The sequence below is a fragment of the Bradyrhizobium sp. 18BD genome, from assembly GCF_054185225.1.
Genome location: NZ_JAVAYL010000005.1, coordinates 284,360 through 300,613 on the forward strand (window position 1 = coordinate 284,360; position 16,254 = coordinate 300,613).

Annotated in this window: 15 protein-coding genes and 1 pseudogene; 6 read left to right on the plus strand and 10 right to left on the minus strand. The window is 64.1% G+C overall.

Going from position 1 to position 16,254, the window contains the following annotated elements:
* Positions 1-7: 7 nt before the first annotated feature.
* Together lon and RAD16_RS11945 are read left to right on the plus strand one after the other, a co-directional pair.
* Entirely contained in the window at positions 8-2,425 is a 2,418-nt protein-coding gene (gene lon, locus RAD16_RS11940; RefSeq protein ID WP_458158062.1) for an endopeptidase La, read from the plus strand.
* Positions 2,426-2,430: 5 nt separating this feature from the next.
* Positions 2,431-2,586, plus strand: coding sequence for a hypothetical protein (locus tag RAD16_RS11945; protein ID WP_458158063.1), 156 nt, complete (start codon positions 2,431-2,433; stop codon positions 2,584-2,586).
* A 70-nt stretch (positions 2,587-2,656) separates the two neighbouring features.
* On the opposite strand, the gene RAD16_RS11950 is transcribed toward RAD16_RS11945, so the two are convergent.
* The 4 genes from RAD16_RS11950 to RAD16_RS11965 all read right to left on the minus strand — a co-directional run bounded on the left by RAD16_RS11950 (position 2,657) and on the right by RAD16_RS11965 (position 6,808).
* Entirely contained in the window at positions 2,657-2,959 is a 303-nt protein-coding gene (locus tag RAD16_RS11950; protein WP_008139488.1) for an HU family DNA-binding protein, read from the minus strand.
* 346 nt (positions 2,960-3,305) lie between these two features.
* Complete coding sequence (locus tag RAD16_RS11955; RefSeq protein ID WP_458158064.1) at positions 3,306-4,538, minus strand: acetyl-CoA C-acetyltransferase; 1,233 nt, start codon at positions 4,536-4,538, stop codon at positions 3,306-3,308.
* Positions 4,539-4,783: 245 nt separating this feature from the next.
* Positions 4,784-6,247 (minus strand): GH1 family beta-glucosidase, encoded by a 1,464-nt coding sequence (locus RAD16_RS11960; RefSeq protein WP_458158065.1) that lies wholly within the window; start codon positions 6,245-6,247, stop codon positions 4,784-4,786.
* A 153-nt stretch (positions 6,248-6,400) separates the two neighbouring features.
* A complete protein-coding gene (locus tag RAD16_RS11965; RefSeq protein ID WP_458158066.1) occupies positions 6,401-6,808 on the minus strand; it encodes a hypothetical protein in 408 nt (135 codons plus the stop codon).
* Between the two features lie 158 nt (positions 6,809-6,966).
* On the opposite strand from RAD16_RS11965, the pseudogene RAD16_RS11970 reads away from it, so the two are divergent.
* A pseudogene (locus RAD16_RS11970) lies at positions 6,967-7,386 on the plus strand (GntR family transcriptional regulator); the annotation flags it as partial.
* Between the two features lie 23 nt (positions 7,387-7,409).
* On the opposite strand, the gene RAD16_RS11975 reads toward RAD16_RS11970, so the two are convergent.
* From RAD16_RS11975 to RAD16_RS11995, 5 genes are all read right to left on the minus strand, one after another.
* On the minus strand, positions 7,410-7,679 hold the full coding sequence (locus tag RAD16_RS11975) for a hypothetical protein (RefSeq protein ID WP_458158067.1): 270 nt from the start codon (positions 7,677-7,679) through the stop codon (positions 7,410-7,412).
* A gap of 180 nt (positions 7,680-7,859) precedes the next feature.
* Entirely contained in the window at positions 7,860-8,093 is a 234-nt protein-coding gene (locus RAD16_RS11980; protein ID WP_458158068.1) for a hypothetical protein, read from the minus strand.
* Positions 8,090-8,389 carry a hypothetical protein gene (locus RAD16_RS11985; protein ID WP_458158069.1) on the minus strand — a complete coding sequence of 100 codons (300 nt, stop codon included), beginning with the start codon at positions 8,387-8,389 and terminating at the stop codon, positions 8,090-8,092. Before RAD16_RS11985 ends, RAD16_RS11980 begins: the two co-directional genes overlap by 4 nt.
* 105 nt (positions 8,390-8,494) lie before the next feature.
* On the minus strand, positions 8,495-10,957 hold the full coding sequence (locus RAD16_RS11990) for a TonB-dependent receptor (protein ID WP_458158070.1): 2,463 nt from the start codon (positions 10,955-10,957) through the stop codon (positions 8,495-8,497).
* Positions 10,958-11,120: 163 nt separating this feature from the next.
* Entirely contained in the window at positions 11,121-12,479 is a 1,359-nt protein-coding gene (locus RAD16_RS11995) for a histidine kinase (RefSeq protein ID WP_458158071.1), read from the minus strand.
* Positions 12,480-12,688: 209 nt separating this feature from the next.
* On the opposite strand from RAD16_RS11995, the gene RAD16_RS12000 reads away from it, so the two are divergent.
* Positions 12,689-13,309: a response regulator gene (locus tag RAD16_RS12000; protein ID WP_458158072.1), complete on the plus strand. Its 621-nt coding sequence runs from the start codon at positions 12,689-12,691 to the stop codon at positions 13,307-13,309.
* Between the two features lie 75 nt (positions 13,310-13,384).
* Entirely contained in the window at positions 13,385-14,230 is an 846-nt protein-coding gene (gene fghA / locus RAD16_RS12005) for an S-formylglutathione hydrolase (RefSeq protein ID WP_458158073.1), read from the plus strand.
* 209 nt (positions 14,231-14,439) lie between these two features.
* Here the strand turns inward: fghA and RAD16_RS12010 are convergent, their stop codons facing one another.
* Positions 14,440-15,012 (minus strand): DUF3280 domain-containing protein, encoded by a 573-nt coding sequence (locus RAD16_RS12010; protein WP_458158074.1) that lies wholly within the window; start codon positions 15,010-15,012, stop codon positions 14,440-14,442.
* A 59-nt stretch (positions 15,013-15,071) separates the two neighbouring features.
* Here RAD16_RS12010 and RAD16_RS12015 point away from each other — a divergent pair, with 59 nt between their 5' ends.
* On the plus strand, positions 15,072-16,253 hold the full coding sequence (locus RAD16_RS12015) for an ABC transporter substrate-binding protein (protein ID WP_458158075.1): 1,182 nt from the start codon (positions 15,072-15,074) through the stop codon (positions 16,251-16,253).
* The last annotated feature ends 1 nt before the right edge of the window (position 16,254 follow it).

The following is a 16,254-nucleotide window of genomic DNA, read 5'->3' on the forward strand; positions in this document are numbered from 1 at the left end:
GTCGATCATGGCCACCGAACAGATGAATACCGCACAGACCAATTCCCAAAACACTTCTGAAAACGGCCCCGACGTGAAGATCCCCGAAGACGCACTGATCATCATTCCCGTGCGCGAGATGGTGCTGTTTCCCGGCGCCATCGCGCCGATCGCGATCGGCCGGCCGAAGTCCATCGCCGCCGCGCAGCAGGCGCTGCGCGAGCAGCGGCCGGTCGGCATCGTGCTGCAGCGCAGCCCCGAGATCGAGGAGCCCGGCCCGGACGACCTCTACCGGGTCGCGACCATCGCCAACATCGTGCGCTACATCACCGCGCCCGACGGCACCCATCACATCGTCTGCCAGGGCGTGCAGCGCGCGCGCATCCTCGACTTCCTGCCGGGGACGCCGTTCCCGGCCGCACGCATCCAGCAGATCCCCGAGCCGACCACGAATTCGCCCGAGATCGAAGCGCGCGCGCTGAATTTGCAGCGCCAGGCCATCGAGGCGATCGAGCTGCTGCCGCAGGCGCCGCCCGAACTGGTCGCGATGTTCCAGAGCACCACCGCGCCCGGCGCGCTGGCGGATCTGGCGACCTCGTTCATGGACATCAAGCCGCAGGACAAGCAGGAGGTCTTGGAGACCATCGACCTCGCCTTGCGTGTCGAAAAGGTGTCGAAGCACCTGGCCGAGCGGCTGGAGGTGCTGCGCATCTCCAACGAGATCGGCCAGAAGACCCGCGCCACCTTCGACGAGCGGCAACGCGAGGCGATCCTGCGCGAGCAGATGGCGACCATTCAGCGCCAGTTGGGCGAAGGCGACGGCAAGGCCGCCGAGGTCGCCGAGCTGACGGCTGCGATCGCCAAGGCCAACATGCCGCCGGAAGCCGACGCGCACGCCAAGAAGGAGCTGCGCCGCTACGAGCGCATGCCGGAGGCCGCCGGTGAATCCGGCATGGTCCGCACCTACCTCGACTGGCTGATCGAGCTGCCGTGGGCGCTGCCCGCGGAGAAGCCGATCGACATCACGGAAGCGCGCCGCATCCTGGATGCCGATCACTTCGGCCTGGAGAAGATCAAGAGCCGGATCATCGAATATCTGGCGGTGCGCAAGCTGGCCCCGCAGGGCAAGGCCCCGATCCTATGCTTCGTCGGCCCGCCCGGCGTCGGCAAGACCTCGCTCGGCCAGTCCATCGCGCGTGCGATGGATCGCCCCTTCGTGCGCGTCAGCCTGGGCGGCGTGCATGACGAGGCCGAGATCCGCGGTCACCGGCGTACCTATATCGGCGCGCTGCCCGGCAACATCATCCAGGGCATCAAGAAGGCGGGCGCACGCAACTGCGTCATGATGCTGGACGAGATCGACAAGATGGGTCGTGGCGTGCAGGGCGATCCCTCTGCCGCCATGCTGGAGGTGCTCGACCCCGAGCAGAACGGGACGTTCCGGGACAATTACCTGGGCGTGCCCTTCGACCTGTCGCGCGTCGTCTTCATCGCGACCGCCAACATGCTGGACCAGATTCCCGGTCCGCTGCTGGACCGCATGGAGCTGATCAGCCTCGCCGGTTACACCGAGGAGGAGAAGCTGGAGATCGCGCGGCGCTATCTGGTGCGGCGTCAGCTGGAGGCCAATGGCCTGACGGCAGACCAGGCCGAGATCGAGCCGGAGGCGCTGAGACTGGTCGTCAAGGGTTACACCCGCGAGGCCGGTGTGCGTAACCTCGAGCGCGAGATCGGCAAGGTGTTCCGCCATGCCGCGGTGCAGGTCGCCGAAGGCTCGGCCGCCAAGGTCGTGGTGACGACGAAGGACATCGGTACAGTGCTCGGCCAGCCGCGTTTCGAAGGCGAGATTGCGCAGCGCACCAGCATTCCCGGCGTGGCCACCGGCCTTGCCTGGACGCCGGTCGGCGGCGACATCCTGTTCATCGAGGCCTCGCGCGTGCCCGGCCGCGGCGGCATGATCCTGACCGGCCAGCTCGGCGAGGTCATGCGCGAGAGCGTGCAGGCTGCGCTGACACTGGTGAAGAGCAAGGCTCCGCAGCTCGGCATCGATCCCTCGGTGTTCGAAAAGAGCGACATCCACGTTCACGTCCCCGCGGGTGCAACCCCGAAGGACGGACCGAGCGCGGGCGTGGCGATGTTCACGGCGCTGACGTCGCTGCTCACCAATCGCACGGTGCGGAGCGACACGGCGATGACCGGCGAGATCTCGCTGCGCGGCCTGGTGCTGCCGGTCGGCGGCATCAAGGAGAAGGTGGTGGCTGCGGCCGCCGCCGGATTGAAGCGGGTGATGCTGCCGGCGCGCAACAAGCGGGACTACGACGACATCCCGAAGAGCGCGCGGGACAACCTCGAATTCATCTGGCTGGAGCGCGTCGACGAGGCCATCGCCGCAGCGCTCGAGCCTGCTGAAGCCCAAGTCGATGCGAACGTCGAAGCGGCGGAGTGAATGCGATGAAGAAACTGTTGGAAGAAGCGAAGCGTTCGCGGAAGACGCAGCGGCTGCGCCAGCTGCTCGGCCGTGCCATCGACCGGGTGCGCGATGCGCTTGCAGGACCCCAGCCGCGGCTTCAGCCGATCCCGGTCCGGGTGAAGCGCCGCAAGGGTTGAGCCCTCCGTCTCAGCCCTCGCGGCTGCCTCAAACAAAAGGCCCCCTCCATGCGAGGGGGCCTTTGCGTTCTTAGGCCACGGCGTCCTTGGCAGCCTTGACCGGGCGGGCGCGGACGATCTTCCGGGCCGGCTTGGCCTTGAACATCATCTCTTCACCCGTGAACGGGTTGGTGCCCTTGCGCGCCTTCGTCGCGGGCTTCTTGATGACCACGAACTTGGCGAAGCCCGGCACCAGGAACAGGCCGTTCTTCTTGAGCTCCTTGTGACCGACGTCGGTCAGCGTCTCCATGACGCTCTTGACATCGCGCTTGGAAAGCTCGGTGGCGGTCGCAATCTTTTCGATCAACTGCGATTTGGACATTTGGGCTGGCATCGTGTCTCCTCTGATTCGTTGCCGGTTGCATATTAGACCAACCGGCGAAGGCCTATAGCCTTCTGCACAGTTTTGTCGCGATTTTACGGGCTTTTTTGGCCCCCTGTGGCAAAAAACCCTGCATTTTAGCTGCTTCCTGAACGGAAGAGGCCTCGGGCAGCGGATTTTACCTTGTTTCAAAGGCCCGCACGCAACCTTGCTAAAGCTGATTCGCTGCTTTCGACAAGCGACGGCCGGCCTCTTTGTGCAGGCAGGAGCGCGTTTCACCCTAGAAAATAAGGCTAGATCGCATCGTAGCCGCTCTTTCTCCCTGTTTTTACGGGGAGAAAGAGGTGTAGGAGACAGCCTAGATGCGCTCGATAATGATGGCCGGCGCCATGCCGCCGGCGGCGCACATGGTGACGAGACCGCGCTTGAGATCGCGCCGCTCGAGCTCGTCGAGCACGGTGCCGATCAGGATCGAGCCGGTCGCGCCGATCGGATGGCCGAGCGCGATCGAGCCGCCATTGACGTTGACCTTGGCGCGGTCGAGCTTGAGATCGCGGATATATTTCTCCGCGACCACCGCGAACGCCTCGTTGATCTCGAACAGGTCGATGTCGTCGATGGTGAGCCCCGCCTTCGCCAGCACCTTGCGCGTCGCCGGCACCGGCGCGTTCAGCATCAAGGTTGGCGAGTCCCCCATGTTGGCCATCGCGACGACGCGGGCGCGGGCTTTAAGGCCATGCGCCTTGGCGTAGGACGGTGACGCCAGCAGGATCGCAGCAGCGCCGTCGACGACGCCGGACGAGTTGCCGGCGTGGTGCATGAAATCGATGTCGAGATCAGGATATTTTTGCAGGATGAGGCCGCGATAGGTCGTGCCCTTGTCGTCGAGCGCATAGTCGGCGATGGCGGGGAATGCGGGCTTCAGCGCCGCCAGCCCCTCCATCGTGGTTTGCGGCCGCGGATATTCTTCATGGTCGAGCGCGAGGCTGCCGTCCTCGCGATGAACCGGCACGAGGCTCTTCTTGAAGTGACCGTTTGCGATCGCATGCGCCGCACGCTTCTGGCTTTCCAGGCCGAGCGCGTCGACGTCCTGGCGCGTGATGCCTTCCATCGTCGCGATCGCGTCCGCGCAGACGCCCTGATGCGATTGCGGATGACGTGCGCGCAGGCGCAGATTGCCCGAGTCCATCATCATCGGACCGCCGCCGCGGCGCCCGTCCATCGACATCATCTCGCAACCGCCGGCGATGACGAGGTCTTCGCTGCCCGACTTGATCGAGGATGCCGCCATGTTGACGCTGGTGATGCCCGAACCGCAGAAGCGGTCGAGCGTCACGGCGCTGGCGCGCACGTCATAGCCGGCATCGAGCGCCGACATGCGGCCGAGATCGCCGCCTTGCGTTGCGACCTGCGCGCTGCAGCCCCAGACGATGTCGTCGACATCGGCGGTGTTGATGCCGGTGCGATCGGCCAGCGCGCGCAGCACGGTGGCACCGAGCTGTTGCGGATGAATGCCCGAGAGTGCTCCCTTGCCGGCCTTGCCGACGCCCCGCGAGGTGCGGCAGGCATCGATGATCAGCGCGTCAACCATTGGCGTTGTCCTCTTGTTATGAGTGTTGAGGCGGTTTTGAATCAGGGGGAGAGTGGAGTCAATGCGGGACTCCTCCCCTTCGCATCTGCGCGCTCGTGCGAGCGGCTGGATTTTACGCGCAGCGGAAAATCCAGGTGAAAGAGAGCTTCAGCAAGGACGGTGACGGACTTGCGGAGAGTCCCCCTCACCCGGAATTGCTACCGCAAATTCCGGCCTCTCCCCGCGTGCGGGGAGAGGCGAAGAGATCACGCCCCCGCCGCGTTCTTCGCGATCACGTTGCGGTAGTAGCTCGCGCTGAGCTTCGGCGTGCGCACCTGGGTGTCGAAATTGACGTGGTACAGCCCAAAACGTTTGTTGAGGCCGAACACCCACTCAAAATTGTCCATCAGGCTCCACAGGAAGTAGCCGCGCACCGGCACGCCCTCGGCGGTGGCCCGCTGGAGCTGGGAGAGATAGTTGCGCAGGTACATGACGCGATCGGTATCGTAGATCTTGCCGTCGGGCTGGACGACGTCGTCGCCGGAGGTGCCGTTCTCGGTGATATAGATCGCGTCCGTCTTCCAGATCTTTGCCGCCAGCTTCGGCACCCAATACATCGTCTCCGGCGCGATGCGGAGCCAGTCCGAGCTCATGTGGGGGAACGACTTCGGGATCGGCAGCGGCATGAAGCCCGCGCCTTGGTCGGACGGCACCACGTAGTTCTGCGGCGCGTAGATGTTGAGACCGAGGAAGTCGACCGGCGAGGAGATGATCTTCAGCTCCGCGTCGGTGTATTTCGGCGCGTCGGCGCCGGCATATTTCAGGAAGGCGTCCGTATACTGCCCCGTCATGATGACGTTGAGATAGCCGGCATTCATCTCGCGCAGCGCGATCTCGGCGGCGCGGACATGCTCGGACGTATCGAGGGCGGGAACGCAGACGTCGATGTTCTCGGCCGGTCCGACCCTGGTGCCGCGGCGCCCGCGCGCCCGTATCGCCTGCACGGCAATCCCGTGCGCAAGCGCGGTGTTGTGCCTGACCTGGTTGACCTCCGCTTGCGGCAGCGTCACGCCGGGCGCGTCGATGCCGATGCCATAGCCGAACTGGACGAAGCGGCCGCTCTCGTTCAGCGTGAACAAACTCCTGACGCGATCGGTCAGGCGCTCGGCGACATAACCCGCATAGTCGCCGAAGATCTTGCAGGTCTCGGTCGAGCGCCAGCCGCCAAACCGGTCCTGGAGCGATTGCGGCAGATCCCAATGATAGAGCGTCGCCCACGGCTCGATGCCGTTCTTCAAGAGCTCGTCGACGAGGCGGTTGTAGAAGTCGAGCCCCTTCGGATTCGGCTTGCCGTCGCCGTCCGGAAACACCCGTGGCCAGGCGATCGAGAAGCGATAGGCCTTGCAGCCGAGGTCCCGGATGAGCGCGATATCCTCCTTGTAGCGGTAATAGTGCTCATTGGCGCGATCGCCGGTGGTGCCGTCCTCGATCTTGCCGGGGATCCGCACGAACTTGTCCCAGATCGAGGCCCCTCGCCCGTCCTCGTTGACCGCGCCCTCGATCTGATAGGACGAGGTCGCCGTGCCCCAGACGAAGCCCGCCGGGAAACCACTACCGCCACTGCGTTGCAACGGCGGCTTGGCCTCCGCGATCTCCAGAGGAGTTGCCATTCCGGCTGCGGACAATCCCGCCAGCTTGGCAAACTGGCGACGCGAGACTTTGTCCGACATGTGATGCGGCTCCGAGGGTGATGCGCTGGCGGCGGCACAATGACGACTCGCAGCCGTTTTGAGAAGCGCCGGCACTGAAGTGTGAGAATGCAGAATTGCGCTGCCGGCGGAGCGGCATGTCGATGCAGGCGTGCGGCCAACTAGCGCCCGCCGTCAGCGGGAGCGCTTCGGCAGCTTCGGGAGCTTGTCGGGATTGAACGCCGGGATCGGCCCGGTTGGTTCAGGCGCCGCCGCCGGCTGTTCCGTCAGGATGAGCGTTCCCTCGAGGACGACTCCCGGCGCCTGTCCAGCCGTCGCCGTGTAAGTCGCGATCTTACCGGGGCACGTCCCCGATATGTCCAGTGTGAGTTCGTCATAGACGCCAAAGACCGTGGCACGTCCCTCGGTATGACGCTTCGTCGACACGGTCGCGATGAAGCGCTCGCCGTCGATCCGACACGAGCCGTGATACGTCATCAGGCTGTCGCGGCCCCATATCTGGCCGTCTGCGACATGGACGATGCCGGTGCCTTGGTCAAACGGCGTCTTGTACCACGCCGCGTAGGTACCGTCCTTCAGCATGGGAGCTGTCTCCCCTGGTATTCTCGTGCCGATCATCAGCACAGTTAGCGCTAAGAATGCGTTAATCGTGCGGCCCGTGCCAATCCGGATGATCCGCTTATGTCAGCGTGACGTCCCAATGATGACGCCTCTGCTGCGGCGCGATGCCGCTCTCTTGGTGCTGGGTCGAAGGCCTGGCGCTCCGCGAGTCCATGCAGAATGCGACCCAGAGCTGGGAAGAGGCCCTGCTGGTCGCGCATCACCGGCTCGACCGCACGCCGCGATCGCTCAAACCCGACACGTTCGAGGACAATCCGGATTGGGAGAAGGTGCACCGCGCATTCCACGCGACGCTGATTGGTCTTTGCGGTTCACGCCCCCTGCTCGGCTTCTGCGAGCAACTGGCCGACCGGCTCTATCGTTATCGCATGATGTCGATTGCGAAGGCCTATCCGGCGCGCAAGGTCGGTGCCGAGCACAGCGATATCCTTCAGGCGGTTCTTGCCAAGGACACCGACCAGGCCGTGCGTCTGCTTCAGCAGCATTATCAACGCACGGCCGACGTCATCTACTCCGATCTCGACGGACTGCTGGCGTAGCTCCGCCGCAAGCCAAGAGCGATTTACCGCCGCACGCCGACGCGGTTGACGCCGCCGTTCAAATTGGTCGCGCTCGCCGTGCCGGCGCGCACAGCAGCGCGTGCCACCGGACGCGGGCGAAGCACGACGCCGGCCCTGGCCACGCAGCTCGGCGGATAGTCGACGTACTGGCAATAGACCACCGCCCCGGCCGGTGTCGGACTAAGCGTGAGGCTCGCAAATCCCAGCAGCGCGCTGGCTGCGATGCCTGCAATGGTCACGGACTTGATCGAAAGGCGCTTGCTGCGATGCATGATGATCCTCCCCTAGGGCGCTTGCGAACCGACAGGCGACGAAAAGCCGCCGCAAGCGACGCTCGGTATGACGTGAGTACTGGAGGGAAGATGACGTTGACATAAATCAACGGCGGAGTGAGGTCAGGCGACGCACCTGCTTTCGGGGACTTTCCCGAACGGACAGGACGCCGCTTGATCTTACGGCACGTCGCCCCTGCTCCGGCTCCCGCCGATGCTGTGCGGCTTGTTGAGGAAGAACTCGCGATTGCCGAGAGCGGCCTCCGCGTATTGGTCGATCGCGACCTGGATCGCCTCGATATGCATCCGGCACCACCCCTCATAGCAAGACAGGCGCCGCACATGATCGAGTGCCCGGAGAAATTCCGGCGGCTCCTGCATGTCGGAGAAGTAGGTGATCCTCTCTGCTGTCATGCCCGCGCCACCTCCCGCGGCGGTGCAACGCGTCGCAACTCCAGACGAACGCGCGGTGGCATCGGCCGCCGGCGCGGAACGAAGAGGCTGGCGACGACGATCGGGTCGGTGTCGCCGAGCGCAGTCCGCTCCCGGACCAGCCCGCTCATCACGGTGCGCATCTTCATGACCTCCTCGGCGACGAAGGTGCAGTCCTCGTCCCGGTTGATCTGCTCATGCATGATGGCCTCGGCCTCACGCATGCTGACGCGCAATGCCCTGATAACTCTGCGGATTTCACTGATGCGGTTGTCCATGGCTGGCTCCTTGGCTGGACGCCCAGCATAAGAACAAATCATGAACATCTAGTCAATCGGCCTAAGGTAGAAGGTTGCGATGCCGACACCCCGTCACGGCCGCGATCAGAACGTCACCCGCATCCCCGCATAGAACGCGCGCGGCCTTGCCGGGCTCAGCGAGCGCGGGTCGGTGAACTCGGCGCCGCCATTGGTGAAGTTGGGCAAGGCTTCTCTGTCAAAAAAGGTTCCTAGCGTGGAGTAGCGGCGGTCAAAGATGTTATCAACGCGACCATAGAGCTGAACGTTCTTGGTGACCTGATAGGACGTGTGGAGATTGAAAACGGCGTAAGATGGCAACTGCGGAAACTGGTTCGACTCGTCGCCGACGAAGTATTGGCCCGAAACAAAGAGCGCATCACCACCAACCTTCCAGACATCGGTGACTGCATATTCGACGCTGGCCTTGATGAGGTGGCGAGGCAGGCGCGGAATCTGGTTGCCGGGCAAGACCTGGATATGTCCATCAGCATCGGCGAACGGGCTCTCCGAGCCAAGCGTCAGCGCATCGAGGAAGCGCGCATCAAGAAACGCATAGCTTGCCTGGAACTGCAGCACGTTCGACTTCAGGCTCACCTCGGCTTCGATCCCCTGCCTGCGGGTCCGGCCGACGTTCTGGAAGAAGCCGAAGCCCGTCAAGCCCGGGATCGGGGTCGCGACGATGTCATCGTAATTGGTGGCCCGGAAGGCGCCGATCTTCCATCCGAGCGAGCCAATGACCAATTCCTTCGTGCCGCGGAGGCCCGCTTCTACAGTTTTGGATACCACTTGCTGTAGCGGGGGATCCGCGACCAGGAATTGTCCGATGATACACGGCCTCGTTGGATCGGCGCAGCCGAGCTCGAGCGGCGTCGGCACTCTGTTGGCTTCGGAATAGCCGGCATAGGCGGTCACTTCGGGCGTGATCTTGAAGGTGCCGCCGATGATGGGATTGAAGCGATCGTATTGGTGATCGCCATTGAGCGCCGTGCCGAGTTGATCCATCAGGGAGATATGGGCCGCATTGAACCGTCCACCTCCGGAAACCGCAAAGCGATCCGTCACGTTGAACGTGTCCAGCGCATAAAGTCCCTGATACTGATTGACGGTGCGCAGCGACACCGGGCCAATTGATGTCGGTTCGCCGGACGCACCCAGGAATATCCCGCTGCCCGTGACGACATAGTTCGTGCCTACGGTTCCCAATTCGGTGCTACCCGTGAAGTGCGTGTTGCTGAGGTCGTAGCTTGCACCCATCACGAAGCGGTTCTCATGACCAAACAGCTGATCTGTGTTGGTCGCCTGCCCGGATATGCCGAACGAGGTCGACTTTGTGCTGGTGCGATCGATCTGGCCGAGAATGGCATCAGGCCCAAAGGTATTGTCGAGCTGCACGCCGTTCACGCCAAAGGCCGGGACGTCATCAACGCCAAAGCACAGCAGCGTTGGGTCATCGCAAGGCAGGGTATCGGTCGGGTTGCCGTCGACGGTGCTTTGCTTGAAGCGCCGCAAGCGTGCTGTGCCTTCAAAGGTCCAGGTCGGCGTCGCCTCCACCTTGCCGGTCAAATTGAGATAGGCGACCTTATTGGAGACGGTCTGTGGCGTCGTGTAGGTGGCGCCCCAATATTGCTGGAGCAATTCAGCCGGAACGGTACTGGGACCCGCCAGGGAATTGTTGGCGACGCCGCCATTGAGATGAAATTCGTTGCCTTCGAAGCGATATCCGACGTCGCCGTAGAAGCGCCGGACGTCCGATGATGAGAAATTGCGGAAGCCGTTGTCGTGAATGCCTTCGAGCGCGCCATAGACGGACCAATTTTTGTCGACCTGCTTGCCCCATTGCGCAGAGCCCTGAATGCGGCCGAATGAGCCGCCCATGATGTCGATCTCGGCACCCTGATAGTTGAAGCCGTTCTTCATCTGCAGGTCGATGGCGCCGCCGAGCGCATTGAGGCCGTACGCCGGATTGTTGGTCACCACGACGGCTGATCGGATAGCTGCCGTCGGAATCAGATCCCAATTGACGATATCGGAGAAGGCTTCGTTGATGCGTACGCCGTTCTGATAGACGGCCAGACCTTGTGGCGTCCCGGCCAGAGGTGAAGCGACGTAGCCGCGAAACTGTACATCTGGCTGGAAGGGATTCCCGGTCACCTCATTGATGCTGACGCCGGGCACGTATCGCTGCAGGGCAACGGCGATATCTGGCGAATTGGTGCGCCTGATCTGGTTGGCATCGACGGCGTTGATCGCCGATGGGACCTTGTCGACGTCGAGACCCCGGCCAGTGCCCGGCGCGGTCGGGTAGACGTAGAGGCGCGTCTTGGGACGGTTTGACGACGATACCCCCGCGCGCGCGACCGGTCGCGACGGCGCGCTGCGCCTTACGGTGGCCGGTGGTGCCGCCACCTCGACCGCCGGGAGATTCTGAACGTTGGTTTCCTCGTCCTGCGCGGCCCCGGCAGGCCCCGCGAAGATCAATCCCGACAGCAGCCCCGTCGACACCGGGGCCATCCACACATGACGCTTGAACAAAAGACGCTCGCCCATCCCAGCCTTCCCACCCGTGACCACCGGCTGTTGTGATTTTCGCCGTTTGGTCGAGACGAGTGTATGCGGCGGCAACAATCGCGCCAGCCACAAAAGGTCGGGCAATATCCGCACCCGTTTTCCCGACTAAATCGGGAATTTTTCCCGATTGCCTATGATGCGATCAGGCCGCAGCGGTCGGCACCAGCGCCTCGACGGTCAATCCGCCCTCGCCCGAGACGACATTGAGCGTGCCGCCGAGCGCCAAAATGCGCTCGCGCATGCCGACAAGGCCGAACCCGAGCTTCTGGCCCGGCTCCATGCCGCGGCCATTGTCGCTGACCCGCACCCGGGCGCAGAGGCGGCCGTCGCGCGTGAGCTGGTCCGCAGGTTCAATGACGACGTTGACCGCGGTCGCGCCGGCGTGGCGGAACACGTTGGTGAGCGCCTCCTGCACGACGCGGTAGATGGTGAGGTCGGCGGTCTCTCCGGTCGCCCCCAGCCGCGGCGAGATCGTGGTTTCGATGGTGACGTCGGGGTGCGATTCCCGCCACAGTCGCGACAGCGATTCGAGCGCCTGGCCGAGGCCAAGCTCGGCAAGGCCGACGGGCCGGAGCCGCTGCAGCACCCGGCGGGTGAATTGCTGGAGCGCGTTGATCTGCTCCAGCAAGGCGCCGCCGTGCTTTCGCACGGCGTCCGCACTCGGGGCACGCCCGTCCGCGAGCTTTGCCAACGCACTGGCATGCGCGCGCAACGAGAACAGATACGGGCCGAACTCGTCATGCAGCTCGCGCGCGATCTCCTTGCGCTCGATGTCCTGCAGCGACACCGTGCGCTCGGCCAGGCGCCGCTTGTCCTCGACCGCCTCGCCGAGCGTTGCGGCAAGATGGTTGAGCCTGGTGCAGATCGCCGCCAGTTCAGGCGCACCGCCCGGGGTAACGCGCGCGTCATAGTGCCCGCCCTCGATGTCGGCCATCGTCCCCGCCAAGGACTGCAGCGGCGCCAGCGCCCGGCCGACCACAGTCATCATCAGCAGGAACAATGCGAGCGCGATCACCGTGCCGACCTCGAGCTGGGTCACGATGGCATCCCAGATCTCGGCGATCTCGTCATCGGGATGCGAGGTGATGCGCAGCGAGCCGGGCTCGCCGTGGATCGAGACGGGCACGCTGACCGCGGTCTGCTCGGGATGAACCAGGTTGACGAACCAGGCCGGCGGGCCGCGCGTATCCTCGTCGGCATCGGGCCGGGGCGGCGTCAGCGGGTTCCCGCCGGAATCGAGCAGCGCGATGCTGACATGGCGCAGACGGCTGAGATCGCGCGCGATCTGGTTCAGCCGCGCATCCGGATCGGGTGCCTCGTTGAGGTCCGACACGATCATCTCGATAAACTCGCGCGCAAGCCGGATCACGCTCTGGTCCTCGGCCTGCACGCGAGGGCCTGCCTCCGCGACCTGGCGGCCGATGTTCACAGCGAGCCCGAGCGCCAGCAGCAACGCCAGCAACACATTGATGCGCGCACGCAAGGATAGGTTTTGCCACATTGGTCTCGTCCGTGCCCCGCGAAGGCTGGCCCGCGCCTGTCCGATGACGTTGACAGAGGCGAAGCGCCCGATATCTAATCGAAAGCGTACAGCAATCCCGGCCGGGTTGCATGAGGCGACATGAAACGCACGCGGCGTTCTCATTCGGTATCATGCGGCGCAAAACAGGCAAATCCTATCACAGGGAGCGGCTGTCACGGGGAACGCCTATGCGCATTCTGATCGTCGACGATCACCCCATTGTCGCCTCCGGCTGCCGTGCCGTGCTGGCCGACGAGGGCGAGATCGAGATTTTGGAGGCCGCCGACGCCGAGGACGGCGAATGCGTCTTCATCGTCGAGCGCCCCGACCTCTGCGTCATCGACATCAACCTGCCGACCGTCTCGGGCTTCGAGCTCGCGCGGCGCATCCTCGAGCGTGCGCCCGAGGCCCGCATCATCATGTTCAGCATGAACGACGACCCGGCCTTCGCCGCGCGCGCGATCGAATGCGGCGCCAAGGGTTATGTTTCCAAGACCGGCGATCCCGACGACCTCGTCGAGGCGATCCGCACCGTCGGCAACGGCGGCACCTACCTTCCGAGCGCGATCGCGCGCAGCATCGCCTTCGCAGGTCCCACGCTGGCGCAGAGCCCGCTGTCGAAGCTGAATGCGCGCGAGATGGAGATTTTGCGGCTGCTCAGCGCCGGAAAGAGCCTGTCCGAGATCGCCTGGCTGGTGCAATCGTCCTACAAGACGGTCGCCAACACCTCCTCGATCATGCGCCAGAAGCTCGGCGTGAAGACCTCGGTCGAGCTGGTGCGATTGGCGATCGACAGCGGCGTCGCCTGACGGTACGCACCGCCACAAATTCGGTCACACGAGAGTTGCAATGTTGATGTGGTTAGATGCCACGGAGCAAAAGGCATGACGATCCAGACTGTCTCGACCAATACATCCTATGGCGGCGTACAGGGCGTGTATCGCCATGCGAGCCAGGCGACCGGAACCGACATGGTGTTCTCGGTCTATGTTCCCCCGCATGCCGCCGGCGCCAAGCTTCCCGTGGTCTGGTACCTCTCCGGCCTCACCTGCACGCATGCCAACGTCACCGAGAAAGGCGAATTCCGCAAAGCCTGCGCCGAGCTCGGCCTGATCTTCGTTGCGCCTGACACCAGCCCGCGCGGGCCTGATGTGCCCGGCGATGCCAACAATGCCTATGATTTCGGCCTGGGGGCCGGCTTCTATGTCGACGCGACGCAGGAGCCGTTCGCGCGCAACTATCGCATGTGGAGCTACGTCACCGACGAGCTGCCCAAACTTGTGGCGGGAAATTTTCCCGTCGATGCCAAGCGGCAATCGGTGATGGGCCATTCGATGGGCGGTCACGGCGCGCTCACGGTGGCGCTGCGCAATCCGCATCGCTACCGCGCGGCCAGCGCATTTGCGCCGATCGTGGCGCCCTCACAGGTGCCCTGGGGCATCAAGGCGCTGACCGGCTATCTCGGACCGAACAAGGATGCCTGGCGCAACAACGACACGGTGGCGCTGATCGAGGACGGCGCGAAATATTCCGGCTTCCTGGTCGATGTCGGCGAGGCCGATAATTTCCTGAAGGAGCAGCTCAAGCCGGAGCTGCTGGAGGCCGCCTGCGCCAGGGCCAACATCCCGCTGACGCTGCGGCGCCAGCCGGGCTACGACCACAGCTACTATTTCATCTCGACCTTCATGGGCGATCATCTGCACTGGCATGCGGAGCGATTGAAGGGATGATTTTTGCGCGCCAAGTGCACGATGCCTTCTTCCTTCTCCCCTTGCGGGAGAAGGTGGCGCGAAGCGCCGGATGAGGGGTATCTATCCGCACGTCTCAATCAGAATTGGACTCGCGGAGAGATACCCCTCACCCGTCTCGCCGCTACGCGGCGAGCCACCCTCTCCCGCAAGGGGAGAGGGGTGCAGCGGAGCACGCGGAGGGAAAGAATCTACTCCCGCTTCCCGTAATTCGGCGCCAGCAGGCGGTTGCGGATCAGATAGCTCATCGTGCGCGACCAGGATTCATCAGTGTTGCCGCGCATGTCGGCGCTGGCTGCAGTGATCATGTTGCCGGTCTTCACGTCGCGCAGATAGATGTTGAGGTTGATGATCAGGTTCGAGACTTTCTGCACCATGCCGGTGATCTCGAGTTCAGCCCCCAACTCCCCCGCGAGCTTGAGATCGCAGCCGCCGCAGGCCTGTAAGTTCGCGTGACGGGCCGCGTCCCTGACCGGCGCGATATCGAGCACCCGGAACTTGCCTGACTCCGTCAGCTCCTTGCGGAGCTGCTCGCTGATGCGCAGCAGCCGCGCCTCCTCGGGCTTGGAGCCGTAGAATTCGCCGGGCAGGCTGGTGTCGATCAGCTCGAAATCGAACACCGCCAGCTTCGGCGGATCGGCAAGCGCGGCCGAGCCGGTCAACAGCAAAGCTATAAAACATATCAGCGCTCGCATGATCGTGATTCCCGACCTCGCGCGTGCGGGGACGAAATGCGGGGTTGCATGCCCTGACAAATCGGTCATGCTTTAGCAGAGACAATTCTCCACCGGCGGTCAAGCCGGGGAGAACGCCTGGAGGAAACATGATCCGATGGTTGGTCGGCCTGATCGGCTTGAGTCTCGTCGCGACGAGCGCGCTCGCGGCCGACCCGACCCAGATCGGCGTCGGCTATCTCGGCATCGCCGGCACCAGATCAACGCTGTCGCTGGTCGAGCAGCCCGCCGAGAATGACGGCGTCGCCGGCGCGCGCCTCGCCATCGAGGACAACAACACCACTGGAAAATTCCTCAACCAGCGCTTTACGCTGGAGGAGCGCCGCATCAAGGAGGGCGAGGACGCGGTGCAGGCCGCGACCGACCTCGCGGCGCGCAACGGCTTCATCATTGCCGACTTGCCGGCCGACGCGCTGCTGAAGGTCTCGGACGCCCTGCGCGACCGTGGCACGCTGCTGTTCAACGCCGGCGCCATCGACGAGCGGCTGCGCGAGGCCGATTGCCGCGCCAACGTCATCCACACTGCGCCGACGCGCGCGATGCTGGCCGATGCGCTCGGCCAGTACCTGGTGTGGAAACAGTGGAAGCGCTGGGTGCTCGTGGTCGGCTCGCATGACGAGGACAAGCTGTTTGCGGACGCACTCCGGCGTACCGCCACACGCTTCGGCGCCAAAATCGTGCAGGAGAAGACCTTCGATGACAAGGGCGGCGCGCGCCGCACCGATAGCGGCGTCACGCTGATCCAGCGCCAGATGCCGGTGTTCACGCAGCAGTTGCCGGCCTACGACGTGCTGGTTGCCGCCGACGAGAGCGAGGTCTTCGGCGCGTACCTGCCCTATCGCACCTGGGACCCCCGTCCCGTCGCGGGCTCGGCCGGCCTCGCGCCGCGCAGTTGGGACGCATCGCAGGATCAGTGGGGCGCAATCCAGATGCAGAACCGCTTCGTCAAGCTGAACGCGCGGCGGATGACCCCGCTCGACATGCAGGCCTGGATAGCGGTGCGCATGATCGGCGAGGCCACCTCGCGCACCAATTCCGGCGACGTCAAGAAGGTCACCGACTTCATCAAGGGACCTGATTTCTCGGTCGCCGCCTTCAAGGGCACAAGGCTGACTCTGCGCGACTGGAATCTCCAGCTCCGCCAGCCGATCCTGCTGGTCGACGGCCGCATGGTGGTGTCGGTGTCGCCGCAGGAGGGTTTCCTGCATCAGGTCTCCGAGCTCGACACGCTCGGCTACGATCGTCCGGAGAGCAAATGCAAGCTGAAATGAG

Excerpts from the sequence above, each read along its gene's own strand:
- lon (WP_458158062.1), top strand. The coding sequence starts at position 8 with ATGGCCACCGAACAGATGAATACCGCACAGACCAATTCCCAAAACACT.
- RAD16_RS11945 (WP_458158063.1), top strand. The coding sequence starts at position 2,431 with ATGAAGAAACTGTTGGAAGAAGCGAAGCGTTCGCGGAAGACGCAGCGG.
- RAD16_RS11950 (WP_008139488.1), bottom strand. The coding sequence starts at position 2,959 with ATGCCAGCCCAAATGTCCAAATCGCAGTTGATCGAAAAGATTGCGACC.
- RAD16_RS11955 (WP_458158064.1), bottom strand. The coding sequence starts at position 4,538 with ATGGTTGACGCGCTGATCATCGATGCCTGCCGCACCTCGCGGGGCGTC.
- RAD16_RS11960 (WP_458158065.1), bottom strand. The coding sequence starts at position 6,247 with ATGTCGGACAAAGTCTCGCGTCGCCAGTTTGCCAAGCTGGCGGGATTG.
- RAD16_RS11965 (WP_458158066.1), bottom strand. The coding sequence starts at position 6,808 with ATGCTGAAGGACGGTACCTACGCGGCGTGGTACAAGACGCCGTTTGAC.
- RAD16_RS11975 (WP_458158067.1), bottom strand. The coding sequence starts at position 7,679 with ATGCATCGCAGCAAGCGCCTTTCGATCAAGTCCGTGACCATTGCAGGC.
- RAD16_RS11980 (WP_458158068.1), bottom strand. The coding sequence starts at position 8,093 with ATGACAGCAGAGAGGATCACCTACTTCTCCGACATGCAGGAGCCGCCG.
- RAD16_RS11985 (WP_458158069.1), bottom strand. The coding sequence starts at position 8,389 with ATGGACAACCGCATCAGTGAAATCCGCAGAGTTATCAGGGCATTGCGC.
- RAD16_RS11990 (WP_458158070.1), bottom strand. The coding sequence starts at position 10,957 with ATGGGCGAGCGTCTTTTGTTCAAGCGTCATGTGTGGATGGCCCCGGTG.
- RAD16_RS11995 (WP_458158071.1), bottom strand. The coding sequence starts at position 12,479 with ATGTGGCAAAACCTATCCTTGCGTGCGCGCATCAATGTGTTGCTGGCG.
- RAD16_RS12000 (WP_458158072.1), top strand. The coding sequence starts at position 12,689 with ATGCGCATTCTGATCGTCGACGATCACCCCATTGTCGCCTCCGGCTGC.
- fghA (WP_458158073.1), top strand. The coding sequence starts at position 13,385 with ATGACGATCCAGACTGTCTCGACCAATACATCCTATGGCGGCGTACAG.
- RAD16_RS12010 (WP_458158074.1), bottom strand. The coding sequence starts at position 15,012 with ATGACCGATTTGTCAGGGCATGCAACCCCGCATTTCGTCCCCGCACGC.
- RAD16_RS12015 (WP_458158075.1), top strand. The coding sequence starts at position 15,072 with ATGATCCGATGGTTGGTCGGCCTGATCGGCTTGAGTCTCGTCGCGACG.